The organism is Nocardia sp. Tas62D01, from assembly GCF_055232035.1.
In genome coordinates, this window is the sequence record NZ_JBUYUZ010000001.1 from 243940 (window position 1) to 265048 (window position 21109).

Annotated in this window: 20 protein-coding genes and 1 pseudogene; 10 read left to right on the top strand and 11 right to left on the bottom strand. The window is 68.3% G+C overall.

The genetic code is table 11. The features are described 5' to 3' along the window. Positions 1-82: 82 nt before the first annotated feature. The 6 genes from ACV7NQ_RS01295 to ACV7NQ_RS01320 all read right to left on the bottom strand — a co-directional run bounded on the left by ACV7NQ_RS01295 (position 83) and on the right by ACV7NQ_RS01320 (position 4280). Positions 83-280 carry a heavy-metal-associated domain-containing protein gene (locus tag ACV7NQ_RS01295; RefSeq protein WP_463365483.1) on the bottom strand — a complete coding sequence of 66 codons (198 nt, stop codon included), beginning with the start codon at positions 278-280 and terminating at the stop codon, positions 83-85. Positions 281-403: 123 nt separating this feature from the next. Continuing rightward, positions 404-595, bottom strand: coding sequence for a hypothetical protein (locus tag ACV7NQ_RS01300; RefSeq protein ID WP_463357901.1), 192 nt, complete (start codon positions 593-595; stop codon positions 404-406). Beyond that, positions 592-975, bottom strand: a complete 384-nt coding sequence (locus ACV7NQ_RS01305) for a hypothetical protein (protein ID WP_463357902.1) — start codon at positions 973-975, stop codon at positions 592-594. Before ACV7NQ_RS01305 ends, ACV7NQ_RS01300 begins: the two co-directional genes overlap by 4 nt. Before the next feature lie 152 nt (positions 976-1127). After that, positions 1128-3392 (bottom strand): heavy metal translocating P-type ATPase, encoded by a 2265-nt coding sequence (locus tag ACV7NQ_RS01310; RefSeq protein WP_463357903.1) that lies wholly within the window; start codon positions 3390-3392, stop codon positions 1128-1130. Further along, positions 3389-3562 carry a hypothetical protein gene (locus tag ACV7NQ_RS01315; protein ID WP_463357904.1) on the bottom strand — a complete coding sequence of 58 codons (174 nt, stop codon included), beginning with the start codon at positions 3560-3562 and terminating at the stop codon, positions 3389-3391. Before ACV7NQ_RS01315 ends, ACV7NQ_RS01310 begins: the two co-directional genes overlap by 4 nt. Next, complete coding sequence (locus ACV7NQ_RS01320) at positions 3549-4280, bottom strand: zf-HC2 domain-containing protein (RefSeq protein WP_463357905.1); 732 nt, start codon at positions 4278-4280, stop codon at positions 3549-3551. Before ACV7NQ_RS01320 ends, ACV7NQ_RS01315 begins: the two co-directional genes overlap by 14 nt. A gap of 90 nt (positions 4281-4370) precedes the next feature. Between ACV7NQ_RS01320 and ACV7NQ_RS01325 the strand changes: the two genes are divergently transcribed. The 10 genes and pseudogenes from ACV7NQ_RS01325 to ACV7NQ_RS01370 all read left to right on the top strand — a co-directional run bounded on the left by ACV7NQ_RS01325 (position 4371) and on the right by ACV7NQ_RS01370 (position 16808). Then, the gene (locus ACV7NQ_RS01325; RefSeq protein ID WP_463357906.1) at positions 4371-4913 is read left to right on the top strand and encodes a sigma-70 family RNA polymerase sigma factor; all 543 of its coding nucleotides are present in this window, start codon (positions 4371-4373) and stop codon (positions 4911-4913) included. Positions 4914-5037: 124 nt separating this feature from the next. Next, positions 5038-6012, top strand: a pseudogene (locus ACV7NQ_RS01330) (MFS transporter). 222 nt (positions 6013-6234) lie between these two features. Further along, a complete protein-coding gene (locus tag ACV7NQ_RS01335; RefSeq protein WP_463357907.1) occupies positions 6235-6531 on the top strand; it encodes an ArsR/SmtB family transcription factor in 297 nt (98 codons plus the stop codon). Positions 6532-7391: 860 nt separating this feature from the next. Then, positions 7392-8711: a PepSY-associated TM helix domain-containing protein gene (locus ACV7NQ_RS01340; RefSeq protein ID WP_463365484.1), complete on the top strand. Its 1320-nt coding sequence runs from the start codon at positions 7392-7394 to the stop codon at positions 8709-8711. Then, a complete protein-coding gene (locus ACV7NQ_RS01345) occupies positions 8708-9322 on the top strand; it encodes a DUF5134 domain-containing protein (protein WP_463357908.1) in 615 nt (204 codons plus the stop codon). The genes ACV7NQ_RS01340 and ACV7NQ_RS01345 overlap by 4 nt, the downstream gene beginning before the upstream one ends. A 247-nt stretch (positions 9323-9569) precedes the next feature. Then, positions 9570-10139: a sigma-70 family RNA polymerase sigma factor gene (locus ACV7NQ_RS01350; protein ID WP_463357909.1), complete on the top strand. Its 570-nt coding sequence runs from the start codon at positions 9570-9572 to the stop codon at positions 10137-10139. Between the two features lie 150 nt (positions 10140-10289). Further along, positions 10290-11372 carry a cytochrome c oxidase assembly protein gene (locus ACV7NQ_RS01355; RefSeq protein WP_463357910.1) on the top strand — a complete coding sequence of 361 codons (1083 nt, stop codon included), beginning with the start codon at positions 10290-10292 and terminating at the stop codon, positions 11370-11372. After that, the gene (locus tag ACV7NQ_RS01360) at positions 11372-13630 is read left to right on the top strand and encodes a heavy metal translocating P-type ATPase (protein ID WP_463357911.1); all 2259 of its coding nucleotides are present in this window, start codon (positions 11372-11374) and stop codon (positions 13628-13630) included. Before ACV7NQ_RS01355 ends, ACV7NQ_RS01360 begins: the two co-directional genes overlap by 1 nt. Further along, positions 13627-15591, top strand: coding sequence for a cytochrome c oxidase assembly protein (locus tag ACV7NQ_RS01365; protein ID WP_463357912.1), 1965 nt, complete (start codon positions 13627-13629; stop codon positions 15589-15591). The genes ACV7NQ_RS01360 and ACV7NQ_RS01365 overlap by 4 nt, the downstream gene beginning before the upstream one ends. 266 nt (positions 15592-15857) lie before the next feature. Beyond that, complete coding sequence (locus tag ACV7NQ_RS01370; RefSeq protein WP_463357913.1) at positions 15858-16808, top strand: ATP-binding protein; 951 nt, start codon at positions 15858-15860, stop codon at positions 16806-16808. A 254-nt stretch (positions 16809-17062) separates the two neighbouring features. On the opposite strand, the gene ACV7NQ_RS01375 is transcribed toward ACV7NQ_RS01370, so the two are convergent. The 5 genes from ACV7NQ_RS01375 to mrf all read right to left on the bottom strand — a co-directional run bounded on the left by ACV7NQ_RS01375 (position 17063) and on the right by mrf (position 21041). Then, positions 17063-17740, bottom strand: coding sequence for a cation efflux transmembrane domain-containing protein (locus ACV7NQ_RS01375; RefSeq protein ID WP_463365485.1), 678 nt, complete (start codon positions 17738-17740; stop codon positions 17063-17065). Between the two features lie 466 nt (positions 17741-18206). Next, positions 18207-19343, bottom strand: a complete 1137-nt coding sequence (locus ACV7NQ_RS01380; protein WP_463357914.1) for a GTP-binding protein — start codon at positions 19341-19343, stop codon at positions 18207-18209. A 74-nt stretch (positions 19344-19417) separates the two neighbouring features. Then, positions 19418-19591: a 50S ribosomal protein L32 gene (gene rpmF, locus ACV7NQ_RS01385; RefSeq protein ID WP_463357915.1), complete on the bottom strand. Its 174-nt coding sequence runs from the start codon at positions 19589-19591 to the stop codon at positions 19418-19420. Positions 19592-19593: 2 nt separating this feature from the next. Continuing rightward, a complete protein-coding gene (locus ACV7NQ_RS01390; protein ID WP_463357916.1) occupies positions 19594-19860 on the bottom strand; it encodes a type B 50S ribosomal protein L31 in 267 nt (88 codons plus the stop codon). Next, on the bottom strand, positions 19857-21041 hold the full coding sequence (mrf, locus tag ACV7NQ_RS01395) for a ribosome hibernation factor-recruiting GTPase MRF (protein ID WP_463357917.1): 1185 nt from the start codon (positions 21039-21041) through the stop codon (positions 19857-19859). The genes ACV7NQ_RS01390 and mrf overlap by 4 nt, the downstream gene beginning before the upstream one ends. Between the last annotated feature and the right edge of the window lie 68 nt (positions 21042-21109).

A 21109-nucleotide genomic window follows, 5' to 3' on the forward strand; every position in this document is an offset into this window, starting at 1 on the left:
CGTCGAGTTCACACCGCGGCGGAGGGTTCAGCGGATAAAACGATCCCGACCTCACCGATGAGCCGCAAATCCCATCGCTTGTCTACGCATCGGCCAGTGAGTACCCAGCGTCCTCGACCGCAGCACGGACGAGATCGATTGGCAGCGCGGTGTCGCTGTGTATCGTCACGGCGCCTCGATCGATGTCGATGTTTACCTGATCGACGCCGGAGAGCCCGGTCAATGCCTCGGTGACTGCCGCCGCGCAGTGTCCGCACGACATTCCTGGCACTTGGTACATCGTCTCGATCACTGTGGTGGCCTTTCCCGCTCTCGTTTCGACCGGCTCGTGGCCGATCCCGACAACAGTAGGTCGGATGGCGGGGTCTTGCGGTTCCCACTGGGATCGGAGGCGTCGTATCGGTTATCCGAGCATCGATGCGAGCATGGCGGCCATCGCCGCGGTCACGACGGCGAGGCTGATACGAACGTCGAGACCATCGTGTCCAGTCAGCCCGACAGCGGTGGGTCGCGCAGCCTGGGTCCGGTCCCACAAGCCGCATAGCCAGGCGAGGGTCGCGACACCCAGGTAGGCGACGACTATCCAGGTGATCACCCGGGGACGGCGGACGGCGAGGGCATCAGCACAGCCATATAGGTCATGGCGGCAGAATCGATGGCGGTGGCGACCCAGCGCACGCTCACCGTCCGTTCACGCTGCCGCACAACAACTATGACGATCAGCATGGCAGCGGTCACCACCGCGAACACTGCTGCCAGCCAGTGGTCCAGCAGGCTCTGGTGCATCGGATCCGCGGCGTACATGGCGGCCATGGCGAGAGCCATCGCCACGTGCGTGCCGTGCCACCATCGTCCCTGCCCGGGATGGGCCGCGGCGTGCCACACGTGCAACAGTGCCACCACCAGCAGGGCGATGGTCCACAGCACACGAACCCACCCGGGCAGCATCGATATATCGGTGGCAGAGCCCGTCATTGCAGGCATGTCGGGCGGCATAGTGTGCATGGGGCTCCTAATCGAACTTCTTCTCTATAGGAGTCGTGGTGCAGCCGTGTTCGGTTCCGAGCTGACGGGATGTTCCGGCTCGGGCCGCGAGATCGGGCCCTTACCCAGGCCGTGCGCGGCCGTCATCGGTGGATGTTGCGCCGGAAGCGATTTCGTAGACGAACCAGGGCCGTGTTGTCCTTTCGCAGCCTCGAGCTGTTCCACACGACGAGGCACGATGACACGGCCATGACGCCGGAGGCGATCAGTGGATTGAGGGTTCCCGACATGGCGACCGGTATGGCCACGACGTTGTAACCGGCTGCCCACAGCAGGTTTTCACGAATGATCGACAAGGTCTGTGCGGCCAGGTCGAATGCCCGGGAGATCGAGCGCAGGTCGTTGCCGACGAGGACGATGTCGGCGGCGTCGACCGCTACGTCCACACCCGCGCCCACCGCCACGCCCAGATCCGCCGCCGCCAGTGCCGGACCGTCGTTCACCCCGTCCCCCACCATCGCCACACGGTGCCCAAGGTCCTGTAGGCGGCGTATTTCCTCCACCTTGCCCTCGGGCAGGACCTCGGCGGTCACCTCATCGATCCCGACCTGATCGGCGACCGCGCGCGCCGCGTAGCGATTGTCACCGGTCAGCAGAATGGTCCGCAGACCACGCCGGTGCAACATGTCGATCGCCGCGGCCGACCCGTCGCGGACTCGATCCGATACCGCGAGCACCCCGGCGGCCCGGTCGTCGATCGCCACCAGGACCGTTGTCCGCCCGTCGAACTCGCTGCGACGGCAGGCCATCCGCAGCTCTTCCGGGACGGAGACTCCTTGCGAGAGCATGTATTTCAACTGCCCGATCCGCACATGCCGCCCCTCGACCGACCCGCCTGCGCCGTGCCCGCCGACTTCGGCGAATTCGGTAACCTGCGGCAGCACACCGCACTCCGTCTGCGCCGCGGCGGTAATTGCGGCGGCGAACGGGTGCGTCGAGATGTCCGCGACCGCACCGGCCCGGCGCAGAAGTTCGGTTCGTGACACGCCCGCACCGAGGGTGATCCGGTCGACGACCGGGTCCCCCTCGGTGAGAGTTCCGGTCTTGTCGAAGACGACCACATCGATGCTGTGGCTACGTTCCAGTGCCGCGTGGCCGTCGAGGAAGATTCCCTCCTGGGCTCCCCTGCCTGCCGCGACGTGCAACGCGGTCGGTGTGGCCAGGCCGAGGGCGCACGGACACGCCACGACCATCACCGCCAGCCCGACGCCGAACGAGCGGTCCACCGGCGCACCCGCGATCAGCCATGCTGCCGCGGTCAGCACCGCCAGCGACAGCACCGCGACGACGAAACGCGCCGAGATCCGGTCCGCCAGGTACTGCCACCTGCCTCTGCCGTGCTGGGCACGTTGCGCCGCCCGCAGCATCGCCGAGACACCGTTGTTCGCGGCCGCCTCGACGACGAGCCAGCCCTCGCGCACCACGGTGCCCGCCTCGACCGCCGCGCCCGGCCGCACCGGCACCGGCGTGGATCGGCCCGTCAAGGTGCTTTCGTCGAGCATCGACCCGCCCTCGACCACCAGCCCGCCGGCCGAGACCGCCTCGCCCGGCCGGACGATGAACCGCTGTCCTTCGCGCAGATCACCGGACGACACCCGCATCCGCCGGCCGGACTCGCCGACGACTGTCACCGTCTTCGAGCCTCGCTCGGCCAGTTCCGACAGTGCCGAGCCGGCGCGCATCTGTGCCGCCGCGCGCAGATATCTCCCCGCCAGCACGACGGTGGTGACGCCGGCGGCGGTGTACAGGAACACGGTGTCCGAGACGAACGACGACCATGCCGCACCGAGCCCGATCGCTGCTCGGATCACCGGCGCCACCAGCGGCCATGCCGTCGCGACACAGATGCTCGCGGACAGGAGCACATCCATTGTCGGTGCACCACCACGTATTTGGCGCACCGCGGCCACGTGCACCGGGTACGCGGCCCATGTCACGACCGGCACGACCAGAGCGATCACCAGCACAGCGATGAGGGAGCCCGAACCGACGGAGCTTGCGCCCGTGGACAACCACAACAGCACTCCGGTGAGCACAGCGGACACCGCGGGCCGAAGCCGATCCGGTTTCCGGCCCCGGACCGACGGCACTGTACCCGGATCCACGCGCACGGCACGATAACCCGACAGTTCGACGGCTCTGCACAGATCAGCGACACTCCGATCCTCCGGTGCATCGATGCTCGCGGTGCCGGTCAGGAAGTTCACCGACGCCGCAACGTCCCCGAGCCCCTTCAGCGTCCTTTCCACCCGAGCCGCACATGCGACACAGGTCATTCCCTCGACCGACAGCACCACACGACGTACCGGGACAGCGGCCCCGATCCGGCGCACTGCCACGGAGGTCATAGCGACTCCGCCACGAATCGCCGCTCGCGCAGGTACCGGCACACGCCGGCGACCCTGTTCCGCAGGAGAACCTGCTGCGGGGTGCGCACCTCGAACGGCATCGTCGGCGGGATGGAACGGCTGATCCGAGCCGACGGCGCGCGGCGGCGGGCGAGATCAGGCCGCGTCATGGCTACCCGTCGGTCGCTGATCGAACCCGGGCCACCCGACCAGCGGCACCGGCTGCGCCCCTGCGGCTTCGGCATCGTTGTTCTCCTGGTCGGCGGACCCTGTCGACGGGATCGGCCGCCCCTCGTCGGGGAGCGTACGGCGCACCAGCCACAGCAGGACGACGCCGACCACCACCGGAATATGCGACAGCAATCGGATAGCGGTGACCTCGCCGTGGACGATATCGATCACCGATGCCACAGCCAGGACAGCGACGAACACGGTGAGCATCGGCAGTTGCGCGGCGGCGGCGCGAGCGCGGAAGGCCGCCCATGCCAGCCCGATACCGATCGCCACGTTCCAGGCAGCACTCTCGTGGCTCATATGGCCCAACATGAATACCGAATTCTCATGCGCCAAGCCGACCGCGACACCGAACAATTCCGCCAGCGCCAATCCTGTCTGCACCACCGCGATAGTGGCGAGCATGAACCTGATGATCAGATGACCTCGAGGCCGACGCGGTGCGGGTAGTTGCGCCAGGATCGCCTCCGCCAGATCCGGCACGACCGGTGCGGGCCGAACGAGCATGGTGCGGCGCAGATCGGTGGCCGCCTGGTACCAGTTCCGGCAGGACGGACAATCGGCGAGGTGCTCGTCGACCGCCGCCGACGGCACCGGCTCGAACTCTCCGTCGATCCGTGCGGAGAGAGCTTCACGCGCCGTGTCGCAGTTCATGGCAGTATAGTCGCGCATCTCACGAGTCGAGTTCCCATCACCTCGGCAAATAGTACTCTGACCGTCGTGCGCGGCATCGACGAAGACGACTTGACCACACTCGCGCTGGCGGCGGGACGCGGAGACCGCCGAGCATTCGACCGATGGGTGCGTGCACTACAGGCCGATGTCTGGCAGTTCCATGCCTACCGGGCGGACCCGATCTCGGCGGACGATCTAACTCAGGAGACGTTCCTGCGCGCCTATCGCAGTCTGCCGCGTTTCGCTGGGCGCTGCACCTCACGGGCCTGGCTGTTGTCGATCGCGCGTCGCGTCGTGGTCGACTCGATCCGCGCCGCACTCGCTCGGCCGCGACTGCACACCGGCGAGTGGGAAGCGGTGATGGCGCAGAACGCATTTCCCCGCGGTGCGGGCCGGGGCTTCGAGGATCTGGTCGAGACCCGGATGCTGCTGGACGGCTTGGATCCCGAACGGCGCGAGGCGTTGGTGCTCACCCAGGTACTGGGCCTGTCCTACCAGGAGGCGGCCGAGGTGTGCGGTGTTCCGATCGGCACCGTCCGCTCCCGCATGGCACGAGCCAGAGAGGATCTCCTGGCCGCCGTGAAGGAGCGTCGCGAGGACGGCGCGAGTTGAAAGATTAAGATATACCAGGAACTTTCGCGCTGCTCTGCTCGACTGTCTCGGTGTGGATACGAAAACGGAGACAACGCTGCCACAGCGGGCATTATCGACCGGCCTGTTGGTCACCGCCATGACGATGTCGATGCTGCCGCTGTTCCTGCTGGGTGCGCTGGGGCCCCGGCTCATCGCCGAATTCCGTGTGACCCCTATGGCTCTCGGGGTTCTGGTGGCGGTGGGATTCGGCGTGGCCGCGGTCCTGTCGCCGGTGATCGGTCCCGCCGTCGCCGCGCTGGGCGCCCGCCGATGCCTCATCGCGATGTTCATGCTGTCCGCCATCGCGCTGGGAGTGTTCGCCGCTGCCCGGTCCTATCCGATACTGGTGGTGGCGACCGCGTTGTCCGGCCCGGGGCAGGCGTTGGCGAACCCGGTGACCAATCAGCTCATCGCCTCCCGGGTCGTTCCCGCCCGGCGCGGCGCGGTGGCCGGGTGGAAACAGTCGGGCGTGCAGTTCGGCGCGTTCGTGGCCGGCCTGCCCCTAGCCGCAGTGGCAGGTGCGGCGAATTGACAAGTGGCCGTGGCGATCCCGACGGCAGTATCGCTCATCTCGGCGGCCCTGAGCCTTGGCATCACCGAAGATGCCGCGCCCCCGCGGATTCCGGTCCTGAAGATCGCGAGACCTCGGGGCGACGCCGGCTGGATATGCGGCTATTCGATCCTGCTGGGCGCCGGAATCTCGGCGATCAACACCCATACCGCGGTGTACGCCGCCCAACGGCTGGGCATGACCAGTTCGACGGCGAGCACGCTGGTGGCCGTCCTGGGTATCGCCGGGATCCTCGGGCGCGTCGGCTGGTCTCGCCGCTCGGCGACGCTGAGCAGTCCGGCAGTGCTGCTGGGGCCGTTGGCCTTCGGCGCCACTGTCTCGGCGCTGGTGATCATGGCCGCCGCCCGGTCACAGTCGTGGTTGATCTGGCTCGGCGTCCTGGGCATCGGTGGCTTCGCGGTCGCGGCGAATGCCGTGTCGATGATGACCGTCATCGCCACGGCCGCGCCCGAACACATCGGCCGGAATCGGCCGTCGTCTCGGCGGGGTTCTTCGCCGGTTTCGTGATCGGCCCGACCACCTTCGGCGCGCTCATCGGTACCGGAACGCATCGTTTCACCACGTCCTGGACTCTGCGAAGGCGTGCCGCATCCCCAGGGTGTACGCGGTGACCCCCACATAGCCGCCATCGACAACACCACGCGCAAACTGATGGCCGACGGGAAACGCCCGGTTACAGCAGGCCGACCGGGTACATCTGGCGCCTCTCCAGCACCTCGTGGACGGTTCGTGCGCCGTGGCCGGTGGACAGATGAACCCGGATCAGGACCTCTCCTGTCCGATCCCGGCCCGCTGTCGATGCTGCTCGCGATCCACCGAGCCGGGCCCATCGCGGTCTCCGACCTCACGACCGCGACCGGCATCAGCGACACCGCCGTCTCGCAGGCCCTGCGGTTGATGCGCACCTCCGGCATGGTCCACGCGATCAAGTCCGGCCAGATCGTCCGCTATCACCTGCGCGATGCCGACGTCGCCGAACTGCTCGATACCCTCAGCGGCCACCCGGCGACCGACTCGGCACTCTGAACGATCTCCGACGCGACCGGACCACCGCCGGCGTGGCGGTCAGCGCGGTGCGACTCCGGCCGACCGCCACGCCACCTCGCATTGGCTGGTTCTGGAGGAATTGCGACGGCGCGGCGTCGAGCCGACCTCGAAACGCGTTGTGGTGGACGGCTGCGAGCACATTGAAGCAGGTCCAGGAGAACCGGCGCGAGAGGATCCCGCCGACGGTCGCCGCGACGACAACACCCGACACCAGCAGTGAAACCGCCGGCAGCAACGGTCTTTCCGCGACCGTCACCACCGGCGTCGCGGCCACGATCGCCGCGAGAAGACCACCGGCAACAACCAGTAGCATCGTCACGAGTCGCCGGCTCAGGAACACCTCGCCCATCACCGACCGTTCGATACCGCGCGTGACACTCTCTGCGTCACGCAGCTATTGCTCGGTCGCGTTGTCGGCACGCCGCCCCATCATCGCGCTCCCTCTTCCGGCATTCGGCTACCACAGTGAAGTCGTCGCCAAACCATCGAAAGTTCCTGCGCGAGAACGGTCGTGGCCGCCTTGGCCGCGAGACCGGCAGGATGACAGCCTATCCGCCACAACCGTTCACATGCACCGATGCGACGCGGCCCCGGCACGATTCCCCGCAGCCACCTCGGAAATCCTTCCGATCAGAATCACCCCCGTCGCTCGGGAACTTTCAAGCGTTCCCATACGACTGTTCGCTTCGAGGGCGAATGAGGTCGCCTAGAGAGTGAGGGTCCACGAGATGGTCGATCAGGTTGCGAGCGTGCCGGATACGGGCGGCACGGATCTGGACGAGCCGCTGCACGACGCGGGTGAACCGCCACGCAGGAGGCGGGAACGACCGGATCCCGGAATGTGGGCGCGATGGCGGCCGCTGCTGATGCGGCTGCATTTCTACGGCGGCATGTTCGCCGGGCCGTTCATTCTCGTCGCGGCGGCGACCGGGTTGCTGTACACGTTTACCCCGCAACTGGACGGGATCGTGTTCCGGCACGAGGTGACCGTCGACGGGTACGCCCCTCAGATGCGTAGCCTCGCGGACCAGATTGCGGCAGCGCGCACGGTCTACCCGGATGCGCCGATCACCAGTGTGAAGCCCCCGACGGTGGCCAGCGAGACGACACAGATCGCGTTCGCGGCGCCGGGTGTGCCGCAGGACTACACCCGCACCGTGTTCGTCAATCCCTATACGGCACATGTCCAGGGGACGTTGACCACCTACGGTCAGTGGCTGCCGATCCGGGCCTGGCTCGACGAGATGCATCGCACTCTGCATCTGGGTGCGGTCGGCCGCTACTACAGCGAGATCGCGGCGAGCTGGCTGTGGGTGATGGCCCTCGGCGGCCTGGCACTGTGGATCGCCCACACGCGCCGACGCGGACGAGCAGCTCTGGTGACCCCGGACCGTCGAGGTGCGCCGAACGGGTCACGAAAACGAACGGTGAGCTGGCACGGCGCGGTCGGGGTATGGATCGTGATCGGTCTGCTGGGATTGTCGGTGACCGGCCTGACGTGGTCGCGGTTCGCCGGTGACCACGTCAGCCAGTTGCGAACCCAGCTGAGCTGGACCACCCCCTCGGTACCGACAACGCTGCCGGGAACCGCCACCGGCACATCGGCCGACCCGGCGGCGGGCGCCGATCTGGTGCTGCGCAGCGCGCAGACCGCGGGCTTGCGCCCGCCGATGTGGATGAAACCACCGGACGGGCCCGGTCGAGCATGGGAGGTCGACGAGCGTAAACGCGACTTCCCGACACGGTTCGACGCGGCCTCGATCGACGGCCGGACCGGCAGGATCGTGAACGAGATCCGGTTCTCCGAATGGCCACTGCTGGCAAAGCTGACCAACTGGGCGATCGATACCCATATGGGGCTGCTGTTCGCTCTGCCGAACCAGATCGCGCTGGCCCTGCTCGCCATCTGTTTGATCACGGTGGTCGCGCGCGGTTATGTGATGTGGTGGAAGCGGCGCCCTACTCGCGGCGGGTGGCCCAACCCACCCCAACGCGGCGCCCTGTCGGGCCTGCGCCCGATCGAAGCGGCGATCGTGGTCGTCGTCCTCACGGGCATCGGCTGGTTCGCTCCACTGTTCGGAGCAACCCTGGGCTTGTTCGTCCTCGGCGATGTCCTCGCCGGTGAGTTCCAGCGCCGGCGAAAGCAGACTGCGGCATGATCACCGATCCATTCCTGAAATGGGCCGTCACGCTCGCATTCGTGGTGACGGCCGTGTTCTGGGCAGCGCGGTCCGGCGAGCGGTCCGCGGCGATCCCCGCCCGCGTCGCCGGGATCCTGCACGTGGTGATGTCGCTGGCGATGCTCACGATGGTGTGGCCTCGCCTGCCGAACGTGCCTGCGGCCGCGGGCATGATCGTGTTCGCCGCGGCGGCGGTGGTCTTCCTGATTCTGCTCGCCATCCGAGGTGAGCACCGCGTCGAGAACAGCTATCACGCGCTGATGATGGCCACGATGGTGTGGATGTATGCGGTGATGGACTCGTCGATCATCACTGGCACCCGCACCTCCTCCGGCGGCGGCTCGATGGACATGGGCGGCGGCACCACGATGTCCATGCCGGCGATGACGACGATGCGACTGCCATCCTGGGCCGGATCCCTGGACCTGGTGATCGGACTCGTCTATATCGTGGTGGCGGGCGCCTGGGTGGCCCACACGTATCGGCGCGCATCAGGCGACGACATCGCTCGCGCGCACAACCGAACCGGCGCGATGCAAGCAGTCATGGCCGGAGCCACCGCAGCAATGTTCCTGTCCTACACCGGCTGACAGCGGAACTACACCAACCGCACCCGGCCCGGCCGAAAGTGCGACAGATCCGGGTTCCGGTCCACAGCGCTCCCCCCGGGCACGGGGCTGCGCTTGTACGGGGCCGCCGCGCACGTGATGCGCGGCGGTCTCGGTGCGCGTGATGGGGCCGTCCGGATCTCGACGGACCGGCCACAGAACAGCCGAGGAGGCGCTACCCGGACGCCGGCCTGCAAGATCAACGACACAACGTAGTAGTCTCAGCGCCGTGCATGGTGAGCTCGAAGACGACTTGACCGCGCTCGCCCTGGCCGCAGGACGCGGTGACCGGCGGGCGTTCGAGCAGTGGGTGCGGGCATTGCAGGCCGATATGTGGCGTTTCCACGCCTATCGCGCCGGGCCCGGCGCGGCGGACGATCTGACCCAGGAGACGTTCGCGCGGGCCTACCGCAGTCTGCCGCGGTTCGCGGCGCGGTCGTCCTCGCGATCGTGGCTGCTATCGATCGCGCGGCGGGTGATCGTCGATTCGATCCGTTCCGCGGTGGCCCGCCCGCAGATCCAGGCGGGTGACGACTGGGAGGCGATCGCCGAACAACGCTGTGCCACACGGCATTCGGAGCGCACATTCGAAGATCTGGTCGAGACCCGGATTCTGCTCGAGGATCTGGATCCCGAGCGACGCGAGGCGCTGGTGCTGACCCAGGTTCTGGGCCTGTCGTACCAGGAAGCCGCCGACGCGTGCGGCGTGCCGGTGGGAACCATCCGGTCGCGAGTCGCACGGGCCAGGGAGGCTCTGCTGGCCGCCGCGAGCGAGGCCCGCGCTGACGAGGTTGGCTGACATCCGCGCCGCCGGGAACTTTTCCGGCCTCCGGACCGACAGTGCAGAGGTGAATGCTGATGCCGTCTCCGGGGCCTGGCAATCATGCCTGTCCCGGGGTCGCAGCGAGGCGCATTCATGTGCTCTGCGCAACTGTTGCATACTGCCTGTGTGGGTGTGCCGATCGATGGTCCGGCCCCGACGGTGACCGGGGTGCTGACGAGTTGGACGTTCTCGCCGATCGCAGACATCCTCATCGTGGTCGCCGCGATCGGGTACGGATGGCTCGTGATACGGATGCGCCGGCGCGCGCAAGCGTGGCCGGCGATCCGGATCGTGAGCTGGTACGCGGGACTGGCATGCCTGGTGCTGGCTCTCGACAGCGCGCTGGCGCGGTACGCGCATCAGTTGTTCACCGCGCACATGGCGGTCCATCTGCTGATGATCACGGTCGTCCCCGCCCTGGCGGTCTGGGGGCAGCCCATCCGGCTGCTGCACTCGACCGGCGGGCCACGCACCCGCGCGATCATCGACGCCGCCCGGTTACGCTCGCCGTGGCGGTGGCTGATATCGGCACGGTTCACGGTGCCGCTGTACGCCGCGGTTCTGGTGCTGACCCATCTCACCGGATTCCAGCAGGCGATGCTCACCCATGCCTGGATCCACGACGCCGAACTGCTCCTCTACTTGATCAGCGGTTATCTGCTGTTGCTCCCGCTCGCCGGGGACGAGTTGACAGTGGAACCGTCGTGGCCATACGGCTTACGCCTGCTGGTACTGGCGATCTGCGTCGGACCCGACACCCTCGTCGGCGTCACGCTGATGATGTCCTCGAGCGTGCTGGCGCCCGCCTACGCCGCGTCACGCACGTGGGGGCCCGGCGCGCTGGCCGACCAGAACACCGCCGGGGTGATCATGTGGCTGGGCGGGGACGGACTGATGATGCTGCTGATGGTCCTCGTCGCGGGGCAGTGGGTACATTCCGGCGACCAGGCCCGCAATTTCGGTCCGTGGCTCGACGGAATCCGCCAGCGCGCCATCCTCGGCGAATCCGCTTCCGGCAGCGACGATATCGACGCTGAGCAGGCGGCACTGGACGCCTACAACGCCCGGCTCGCACAGCTGCACGGCCGGCAACCTGTCCACCGGCACGACGACCAAGGAAGGCAATCGGATATGACCACGCGAGTACCATCCGCGGCGAGAAGTTCTCGTAACTCTCCGAAGGCTGGATTTCCGAGGGCACACGAGTGATGCCTTCGGCGACCGAGACCCCTACCCCGATCCCCACCGCGGATGCGCGGACGGTGGAGTTGCAGGTCGGTGGGATGACGTGCGCGGCGTGCGCGGCGCGAGTCGAGCGTCGGCTCAACAAGATCGACGGCGTGAGCGCCACGGTCAACTACGCCACCGAGAAGGCCACGGTGCACGCCCCCGGCGAACTCACGATCGACGATCTGATCGGGCAGGTCGAGCGGGCCGGGTATCGCGCGGTGCCGGTCGAGCAGCGGACCGACGGTGATCCGGAATCGGCGCGGGTGCGGTATCTGTGGCGGCGGCTGGCCCTCGCGATGCTGCTGGGGGTCCCGGCCGGTGATCTGGCTTTCGTCATGGTGCTGGTGCCCCGGATGCGTTTCGAGGGCTGGCAGTGGTTGCTGCTGGCGCTGTCGCTGCCGGTGGTGAGCTGGTGTGCGTGGCCGTTCCACCGCAAGGCGTTCACCGGGCTGCGGTACGGTGCGACGTCGATGGACACGCTGGTCTCGATCGGCATCATCGCCGCATCGGGCTGGTCGCTGTACACGATCTTCGCGCACGGTTCGGCCGATCTGACCGCAGGCGGATGGGGTGCGCTGTTCACTCCCGGCGGCTCGGTGTACCTCGAGGTCGCGGCCGGGGTCACCATCTTCGTCCTGGGCGGGCGGCTGTTCGAGGCCAAGGCCAAGCACACCGCCGGCGGCGCGCTGAGGGCACTGGCCGAACTCGGGGCCAAAGATGTTGCGGTACTGGACCAGGACGGTGTCGAACAGCGTGTCGATGTCCGCATGCTGCGGGTCGGGGACCGGTTCGTGGCGCGCCCCGGTGAGACCGTCGCGACCGACGGCGTCGTCGTGGAGGGCGGCTGTGCGGTGGACACCTCCGCGATGACCGGGGAGGCAACCCCGATCGAGGTCGCAGTCGGCGACGAAGTGATCGGCGGGACCGTGGTGCTGGCCGGACGACTGGTGGTACGCGCCGACCGTGTCGGCGCGGATACGCAACTGGCGCAACTGGTCCGGCTGGTCGAGCAGGCACAGCAGGACAAGGCGGGCATCCAACGCCTCGCCGACCGGATCTCCTCGGTGTTCGTCCCGGTCGTCGTGGCACTGGCGCTGGCGACCCTGATCGGGTGGCTGCTCGCGGGCGGCACGGCCGAACATGCCATCAGCGCCGGGCTCGCGGTGCTGATCATCGCCTGCCCGTGCGCCCTGGGCCTGGCTACCCCCACTGCCCTGCTGGTCGCGTCCGGGCGCGGCGCGCAGCTCGGCGTGTTCATCAAGGGGCATCAGGCACTCGAGTCGGCGCGTGCGGTCGACACCGTGGTGCTGGACAAGACCGGCACCCTCACCCTCGGCCGGATGACAGTCGTGGCGGTTCATCCCGCTCCCGGAGTCGACCGCGCGGAACTGCTCCGAACGGCCGGCGCGGTGGAGCACGCGTCGGAACACCTCGTCGGCCGGGCGATCGCGGCACTGGCCCGGGCCGAACTTGGCTCCCTGCCCTCGGTCGCCGAGTTCACCGCCCTGGCCGGTCTGGGTGCCCGCGGTACCGTCGAGGGCCGCACGGTGCTCGTGGGATCCACGCGGATGGCCACCGAGGCCGATGTCACCGTGCCCGCGGAGCTGGCAGCCGAGCGCAGCGCCGAACAGGAGCTGGGACGCACTACGGTGACCGTGGCCGTCGACGGCACCGCGATCGGTGTGCTGTCCCTCGCCGACGTCGTGAAACCCGATGCAGCCGAAGCGATCTCACAGTTGCACCGACTCGGCCTGGCCACGGTTCTACTCACCGGCGACAACGTCGTGACCGCACGGGCGGTCGCCGCCGAGATCGGCGTCGGCGAGGTCATCGCCGAGGTGCTGCCGGCGGACAAGGCCGCGACCATCGCACGGCTGCAAGCTCAGGGCCGTGTGGTGGCGATGGTCGGCGACGGCATCAACGACGCCCCGGCCCTGGCCCGCGCCGACCTCGGCCTGGCAGTGGTGACCGGCACCGACATCGCACTCGGCGCGTCGGACATCATTCTGGTCCGCGAGGAGCTCGACGTCGTGCCCACCGCAGTGCGGCTGGCGCGCGCCACCCTGTCCACCATCCGCGGCAACTTCGTCTGGGCGTTCGGCTACAACATCGCCGCCATCCCCATCGCCGCGGCAGGGCTGTTGAACCCGCTCATCGCGGCCGCGGCCATGGCTGTGTCGTCGCTGTTCGTCGTGACCAACAGCCTCCGGCTGCGCAAGCTCACGCCGCACCGATGAGCACAGACCGGCAACGGCAGGCGCGCTGGGCGGTGCCGCTCGCCGCGATCGCCGCACCGGCGATCGTCCTCGTGGTTGCGATGAGTGCCGGCGCCGCACCGTATTCCGTTTTCGGACTGAGTGATCCCGGAACGCTGGTGCGAGTGATCGCTCCGCTGCTCCGCCTGATCGCCGAGGTATGTGCGGTGATGTGCGTCGGGGCCCTGACGTTCGCGGCATTCTTCGCCCCGGCCGAATCGAGCCGGCTTTCGCCGCACGGGTACGCCGCGGTGGTGAGTGCGGGACGCTGGGCGATCGGCTGGGCGATCGCGGCCGCAGCGCTGGTTCCGGTGGAGACGGCGGACCTGTCGGGGGTGCCGCTGTCCGGACCGCAGTTGCGGGCACCTATCCAAGATCAGCTCGTCCTCTGGGCCACCCTCGAACAGCCGATGGCCTGGCTGGTCACCGCGGTGCTGGCCATCGTGGTAGCGATCACCTGCCGCTGGGTGCTGCGCTGGCAACCGACCGTGGCGGTGTGGGCGATCTCGATCGTCGCGGTACTACCGCAGGCGGTCACCGGACACGGCGCCTCCGACGCCGGGCACGATCTGGCCGAGGCCGCGCTGCTGATCCATGTGCCGGCTGCCGTGGCGTGGATCGGCGTATTGATCGCCCTGCTCCGGCCGAGCTGGCGGCGCGGCGTGCCCGCGACCGTATTGCATCGCCGCTATCGACGGTTCGCACTCGGAAGCTGGCTGGCGCTGGCCGGATCGGGACTGATCGTCGCCGCGGTACTGCTGCCGTTCGGCCGGCGCCTCACCGGAGATTACGGGTGGTGGTTCCTGGCCAAACTGGTGCTTGTTGCAGGGCTCGGTGTGATCGGAATATGGCTGCGGCGCAACCTGAATCATCGATCGGGCACCGCAAGAATGCTCGCGCTGTGCAGCGGTGAGCTGGTGATCTTGTCCGCGACCGCAGGCGTATCGGTAGGACTGACGCACCTGGCACCGCCTGCCGACACCGGGCCCGTCGCCACCCCCGATCAGACCTTCCTCGGATTCGATCTTCATCAGGCACCGAACGCCCTTCGACTGCTGTTGGACTGGCGATTCGATCCCCTTCTAGGCACCCTCGTACTCGTCCTGGCCGCCACCTACCTGGCCGCGTGCTACCGCATCCGGCACAACGGGTGGCCGGCCAGGCGGATGATCGCGTGGCTGGCTGGATGCGCAGTACTGCTCATCGCGACCTGCAGCGGTATCGCCCGGTACGCGGGCGCGATGTTCAGTTACCACATCGTCGCGCACATGCTCATCGGCATGCTCGCACCGATCCTGCTCGCTCTCGGCGCGCCGCTCGCACTCCTGCGCGCTACCGGGGCGCACGACGACTCGGGTCCCACGGCATGGATCACCACACTCGCCGACTCGCGCCTCATCCGATTCCTGACCCAGCCCCTGGTCGCCACCGCCCTTTTCGCCGCCGCGCCCTTCGTCCTCTACTTCACCGGATTGTTCGACTGGGCAGTACGTTTCCATTGGGCGCACCTGCTCATCGACGTAGTGTTCCTGAGCATCGGCTACCTGTTCGCCTGGACGGTCATCGGCCCGGACCCCAGCCCGCGTCCGATACCGATGATCGCCCGCCTGGGCATGCTGCTGGCCGCCATGCCCGCGGACATCGTGTTCGCCGCCACCCTGCTCAACACCCGCACCGTCATCGGAAACAGCCGAGCCAGCGCCAACATGTATTCGGCGCTGCGCCTGCCCTGGGTGGACAACCTGGCCACCGATCAGCACACCGCCGCCGTCGCTGCCCTGCTCATCGGCGAGACAGCACTACTGATCGCGATAGCAGCACTCGTGCTCCAGTGGCGGTCCGACAGCGAGACCACCACCGACGAGACCACCGACCCGTACCGGGCACTGGCCACCGCCCTGCGCGCCCGCCAGGAACACACCACACCGAACATCCGACCCTAGGAGCAGGGTTGGTGCCGCGGCCTGGGATACCGGCCGAATACCCCAGCGCGCCATCATGATTCGCGTGTCATGACCATGTGTCATGGGATACCACCGAGTACGCACCGGGACGAAGTGCGACAGAGCCAGAAGGCTGACAACTCTCGCGCTGCTCACCGTCGGGATGTGAGTGTGTGCCGGCACCCGCTCCCACCGAACGTCTCGGTACAGTGTTGTCGCTAGCTTTCGGAAATGAATGTCGTTTTTAGCATGAGAGTAGTGCGGCGGTGAAAATCGCCTTCGGCGGAAAGGGTGGCAGCGGTAAGACCACGCTGTCGTCGTTGTTCATCGGTCATCTCGTCGAGCAGGGCGCACCGGTCCTGGCGATCGATGCCGATATCAACCAGCACTTGGCGGCGGCTCTGGGGATGAGCGAGGAGGAGTCGGTGACGCTGCCGACGCTCGCCGGGCATCTGCCGTTGATCAAGGACTACCTGCGGGGCAGCAATCCACGGATTCCCTCGGCCGAGGCAATGATCAAGACGACCCCGCCGGGAACCGGGTCGCGGCTGCTGGGGGTGGTGGAGGACAACCCGATCTACACCGCCTGCGCGCGGGAGGCCGGTGGGGCCCGGCTGATGGTGACCGGACCGTTCGCCGATGAGGATCTCGGGGTGACGTGCTATCACTCCAAGGTCGGCGCCGCCGAGATGCTGCTCAACCACATGGCCGACGGCCCGGGCGAATACGTGGTGGTCGATATGACCGCTGGCGCCGATTCGTTCGCTTCGGGACTGTTCACCCACTTCGATGTGACCGCCCTGGTATGTGAGCCGACATTGCGCAGCGTCGGCGTCTACCGGCAATACCTCGGCTACGCCAAGGATTTCGGCATCCGGATCGCGGTGATCGGCAACAAGGTGTGCGACGAGGACGATCTCGCGTTCCTGCGCGAGCAGGTGGGCGATAATCTGCTGTGCTGGGTGGGACGGTCGGCGCATGTGCGTGCCGCCGAGCGCGGCGAGATCCGGCCGATCACCGACCTCGAACCGGACAACCGCGATGCGCTGGCCGACCTCCGGTCGGCACTCGATTCTGTCGACCGGGACTGGGAAGCCTACCAGCGTTACGCTGTCGAATTCCATGTCCGCAACGCGGAGGCATGGGCGGGGAAAGATCTTGTCGCACAGGTTGATCCGGGATTTGTCATGCGGCCGGGCGCACTGGTGACTCGTTAGCGGAGGGGCCGGGCGGCACCGCACAGGCGTGGCGGCAGCCGCCCGGCAGCCGGCTACTGTCCGGGCCGGACAGCGCTCGCGAGTTGGCGGTATCGGTGCGGACCACCTGGGCCCCGGTGAATTCGGCGCCGACGATCGTCGCGGCACCGCACCGTGACCCTCGCCGCCGGGCAGCCCGTGTTCCGCCGGGCGACCGCCACCGTAGGAATCGCCCCCGGCGTCGAACACCACTGAGCGCCAACCGGTCCTGGAGATCACGCACAGCAGTCGTCGTGATGATCGCCCGCCTCGGCGGCAGCGGGGGTACGGCAGCAGGTGTCGCCGCGCGCGGCTGCGCGGCCCTCGATCACCGCGATCACGGCGATCACGAACGCGGCGAGCGGATCTGCCCGGGACCACCCGGGCAGCAGGTCGAGCAGCAACCCGATCAACAGAATCGCCGACAGGTAGGAGCACAGCAGGGCCTGTTTCGAATCGGCGACCGCCGACACGGATCCGAGTTCGCGGCCGGCGCGCCGCTGCACACTCGACATGACCGGCATCACGACCAGGCTGACCGCGGCCAAGGCTATGCCGATCGGCGAATGCCGGACCTCGCCGACCCCCAGCAGCGACCGGAGCGAATCGGCCGCTATATGTGCCGCGAGCCCGAAGAATGACCAGGCGACGAGCCGCACCGCGATTCTTTCCCTCCGTGCCGGATCGCGTCCCGCGAACTGCCAGGCGACGGCGCCGGCCGAGACCACCTCGAGCACCGAGTCCAGGCCGAAGCCGGTCAGGGCCACTGAATGGGCGCGGGCGCCCGCCGCGAGGGCGATGGCCGCCTCGATGAGGTTGTAGGAGATCGTCATCGCCACCACCCAGCGCACGCGGCGCACGAGCAACGCCCGCCGTCGCGCCGGCGGCGGGGCTGTCCCGAACACGTGCACCATCAGCAGCAGCCGCTCGCGCTGGTGTCCGCGCAGCAGGCCGTTCGGGCCGAGGACCGCGACGAATTGTCCCGGTTCGACGTCCAGGGACACGTGCGACCAGATCTGCTTGCCGCCCACTACCGCCGCGGCCCCCCTCATAAGGACCACGGAGACAGGGGGCAAGGTCGCGATGTCGTCCGGCACGGCCCTCGCCTCCAACCTGGTCATGGCTACTTGCCGGTCGCGGTGTGCAAGGCGTCTTCCAGCGACTGCAACTGACCGGTCTGCCAATCCTGGAACGTCGCCCCGGCCGGCGCTCAGTTCACCGGACCGGACCCGTGACAGCGGGAGCGGGCGGCGCTGCGGATCGTCGGGGATCGTTCTTCGCCCTTGCGGCGTATCGTGTCGCCGACTCGTCCGCACCACTGCTGGGTGCGAGCCCCGCGGTGGTGACGGTGGCGACGCACCGCGCCGGGACTCCGCCCCTTCAGGCGTGCTCGTGCACCGCGTCCCACGCCGGGAACGGGTCGGGGTAGCTGCGCCACCCCTGCTGCCCGGCAGCGAATTCCGCGTCGGTCAGCAGGGCGGCGTCCAGATCGCGGCGCAGGCGGTCGGTGTCCAGGCGGACACCGATGAATACCAGTTCCTGACCGGGCTCCTCGGACGCGGTGGACCAGTATTCGGCCGGTTCGAAGGTGAGGTTCGGCCCGGCCTGGGACCAGATCGCCGCGATCTCGGGACGAGTCGCGATCCAGCAGAAACCCTTGCTGCGCAATACACCTCGCAGGCCGTTGAGTACCTGCTCGAGCCGGGCCGGGTGGAACGGACGGTCGGCGCGATAGGTGCAGCTGCGGATGCCGTACTCCTCGGTCTCGGGCGTATGCCCGCCCGCCAATTCCTCGGCCCAGCCGGGAGTCTCGGCCGCGAGGACCGGGTTGTAGCGGCCGGTGTCCAGGACCGCGGCCAGGTCGATACGGCCGTGGTCGACGCGGCGGATCTCGGCGGCCGGGTTGAGCCGGCGCAGCGTCGCCTCGACCGCGCCCGCGAGCTGCGGGCTCACCAGATCGGCCTTCGTGACCAGGATCATGTCGGCGAACTCCACCTGGTCGACGAGTAGATCGGCGATGCCGCGTTCGTCACCGTCGCCCGCGGCCAGGTCCCGTTCGGCCAGGGTCTGGCCGCGGCCGATCTCGCCGAGGAAGGTCGAGGCGTCGACCAGGGTCACCATGGTGTCCAGCCGGGCCGAGCGGTTCAGGGTGAAGCCGTCTTCGAACTCCCAGTCGAAGGTCGCCGCGACCGGCATCGGCTCGGAGATCCCGGTGGACTCGATAACCAGCTGATCGAAACGCCCTGCGGTGGCGAGCGTGTCGACCGCCTCGATGAGATCCTCGCGCAGCGTGCAGCAGATGCAGCCGTTGGTCAGCTCGACCAGCTTTTCCTGGGTGCGATCCAGGTGACCCTGCCCAGCGACCAGCGCCGCGTCGATATTGATCTCGCTCATGTCGTTGACGATCACGGCGACCCGGCGGCCCTCGCGGTTGGCCAGAATGTGATTCAACAGCGTGGTCTTGCCGGCGCCGAGGAAGCCGGACAACACCGTGACCGGCAGCCGGGTGCCACTCACGCCTGCGCCTGGCTGACCCTCGCCTCCGGCGTGCCCGCCGCGGGCTGTATCACCGGTTGGCTCGCTGCGCTCGCTCACCGGCGGTCTAGGTCGATCAGGCCCCGGCGCACCGCGGCCGCGAGCCGGGGCGGGATGTACCGGACCACACCGTTGACGGTGATCGGAATCAGCTGGGGTGCAGTGGCTTTCCACTGCGACCGGCGGTGGCGGGTGTTGGCGCGCGAGGTGCGGCGTTTGGGCACGGCCATGCTCAGGCCTGCTTTCCGGGCCGCACCCGGCGGCCGTAGCGCTGTTCGAACTTCTCCACCCGGCCCGCGGTGTCCAGGACGCGGTGGGCGCCGGTCCAGAACGGGTGCGAGTCCGAGGTCACGTCCAGGACGAGCAGCGGGTAGGTCTGCCCGTCGGTCCAGGTCGCGGTGCGGTCGCTGGTGGCGGTGGAGCGGGTGAGGAAACGCTTTGCGGTGCTGGAGTCCTCGATGACCACCGGGTGGTAGTCGGGATGGATGCCGGCTTTCACAACTGTTCTCCTTCGCGAGTGGGGGTTACGGAGGTGGATTCGGTGGTGGCGCACGGGTCCTCGTGCCAGTCGCCGAACGGGTCCGGCCAGTGCTGCCACGAATCCGGGTGGCGCAGTTCGTCGTCGGTGACCAGGGCCCATTGCAGAGCGCGGTCGATGTCGCTGGGGTCGGCGTGGTGCACCAGGGCGATCAGTGCGCAGTGCCGGTCGCCGTAGCGGGGATGCCAGCCCGCGGCGGCCAGGGCCAGCCGTTCGGGGTTCTCGGCCTGCTGATCCGCGGGCGACAGAGCCGCCAGCCACGGCCCGGCCGGGCCGATACGCAGTCCCGCGCCGGCGGATTCGAGCCACAGCACATCCTGGGGGCGGGTCGCCAGCCAGATCCGCCCACGCGCGGTGATCACCCCGTCGAGCAGCACATCGATGGCCTCGTGCAGCCGCTCGGGATGGAACGGGCGGTCGGCGGTGAACTCGATCAGGCAGACCCCGGCGTCCATCTCCAGCGGCGGCGCCCCGGCCAGCAGCGGTGCGTGCGGATCGAAGCCGCGCCGGGTCCGGGAGTGCTCACCCGCGCTCGCGAGCACGACCGCGGCATCGGGACTCCCGCTCACCCAGCGCCGCGGCACACCCGGGGCCAACCGGGCGAAGACGGCGTTCAACATGGCCGCATCGAGCTGGTCGAGTTGCCCGAAAAGCGTTATGGCGTCGGCGTATTCGACTTGAGCGAGCGCGACTTGGGCCACCGTGCGATCGTCGTCGCCGGTGCCGAGGCGCTCGGCGAGGGTCTCGTCCCCGGTCGCATCGGCCAGCCAGGCGGCGGCATCGACAGCGGCCAGCATCGCCGCGACCCGCACATCGTGTCCGGCCGGAGCGTCGACCCGACCGGGAATGCCGGTGACGACGACGGTCTCGATCGCCTCGCACACCTCGATCGGTTCCATCACCGGATCCAGCAGCAGCACGATGCGCGTCACCGAACTGCGCTCGGACAGAGTACGCAGCAACGGCAGCAGCGACGCGCGCAGCGTGCAGGACACGCAGCCGTGCGCCAGTTCCAGCACCGAGGTCTGCTCGCGATCGTGCATGGCGACCGTCCGGGTCACCACACCTTCGCGCAGCAGCGCGAGATCGTGCCGGACCAGCGCCGTTCCGGGGGTGAGCAGTCCGGCGCCGAGCTGTTGCACCCCGTCGGAGTAGCCCCGACCATGATGACGGGCGTCCTGGCGTCCACTCCGCTCCTTTCGACAACCAT

Bases quoted from the DNA above. Each gene is read 5' to 3' on its own strand.
- ACV7NQ_RS01305 (WP_463357902.1), bottom strand. From the start codon at position 975: ATGACGGGCTCTGCCACCGATATATCGATGCTGCCCGGGTGGGTTCGT.
- rpmF (WP_463357915.1), bottom strand. From the start codon at position 19,591: ATGGCCGTGCCCAAACGCCGCACCTCGCGCGCCAACACCCGCCACCGC.
- ACV7NQ_RS01340 (WP_463365484.1), top strand. From the start codon at position 7,392: ATGTGGGCGCGATGGCGGCCGCTGCTGATGCGGCTGCATTTCTACGGC.
- ACV7NQ_RS01295 (WP_463365483.1), bottom strand. From the start codon at position 280: ATGTACCAAGTGCCAGGAATGTCGTGCGGACACTGCGCGGCGGCAGTC.
- ACV7NQ_RS01360 (WP_463357911.1), top strand. From the start codon at position 11,372: ATGCCTTCGGCGACCGAGACCCCTACCCCGATCCCCACCGCGGATGCG.
- ACV7NQ_RS01365 (WP_463357912.1), top strand. From the start codon at position 13,627: ATGAGCACAGACCGGCAACGGCAGGCGCGCTGGGCGGTGCCGCTCGCC.
- ACV7NQ_RS01320 (WP_463357905.1), bottom strand. From the start codon at position 4,280: ATGAACTGCGACACGGCGCGTGAAGCTCTCTCCGCACGGATCGACGGA.
- ACV7NQ_RS01310 (WP_463357903.1), bottom strand. From the start codon at position 3,392: ATGACCTCCGTGGCAGTGCGCCGGATCGGGGCCGCTGTCCCGGTACGT.
- ACV7NQ_RS01345 (WP_463357908.1), top strand. From the start codon at position 8,708: ATGATCACCGATCCATTCCTGAAATGGGCCGTCACGCTCGCATTCGTG.
- ACV7NQ_RS01375 (WP_463365485.1), bottom strand. From the start codon at position 17,740: ATGGTGCACGTGTTCGGGACAGCCCCGCCGCCGGCGCGACGGCGGGCG.
- ACV7NQ_RS01315 (WP_463357904.1), bottom strand. From the start codon at position 3,562: ATGACGCGGCCTGATCTCGCCCGCCGCCGCGCGCCGTCGGCTCGGATC.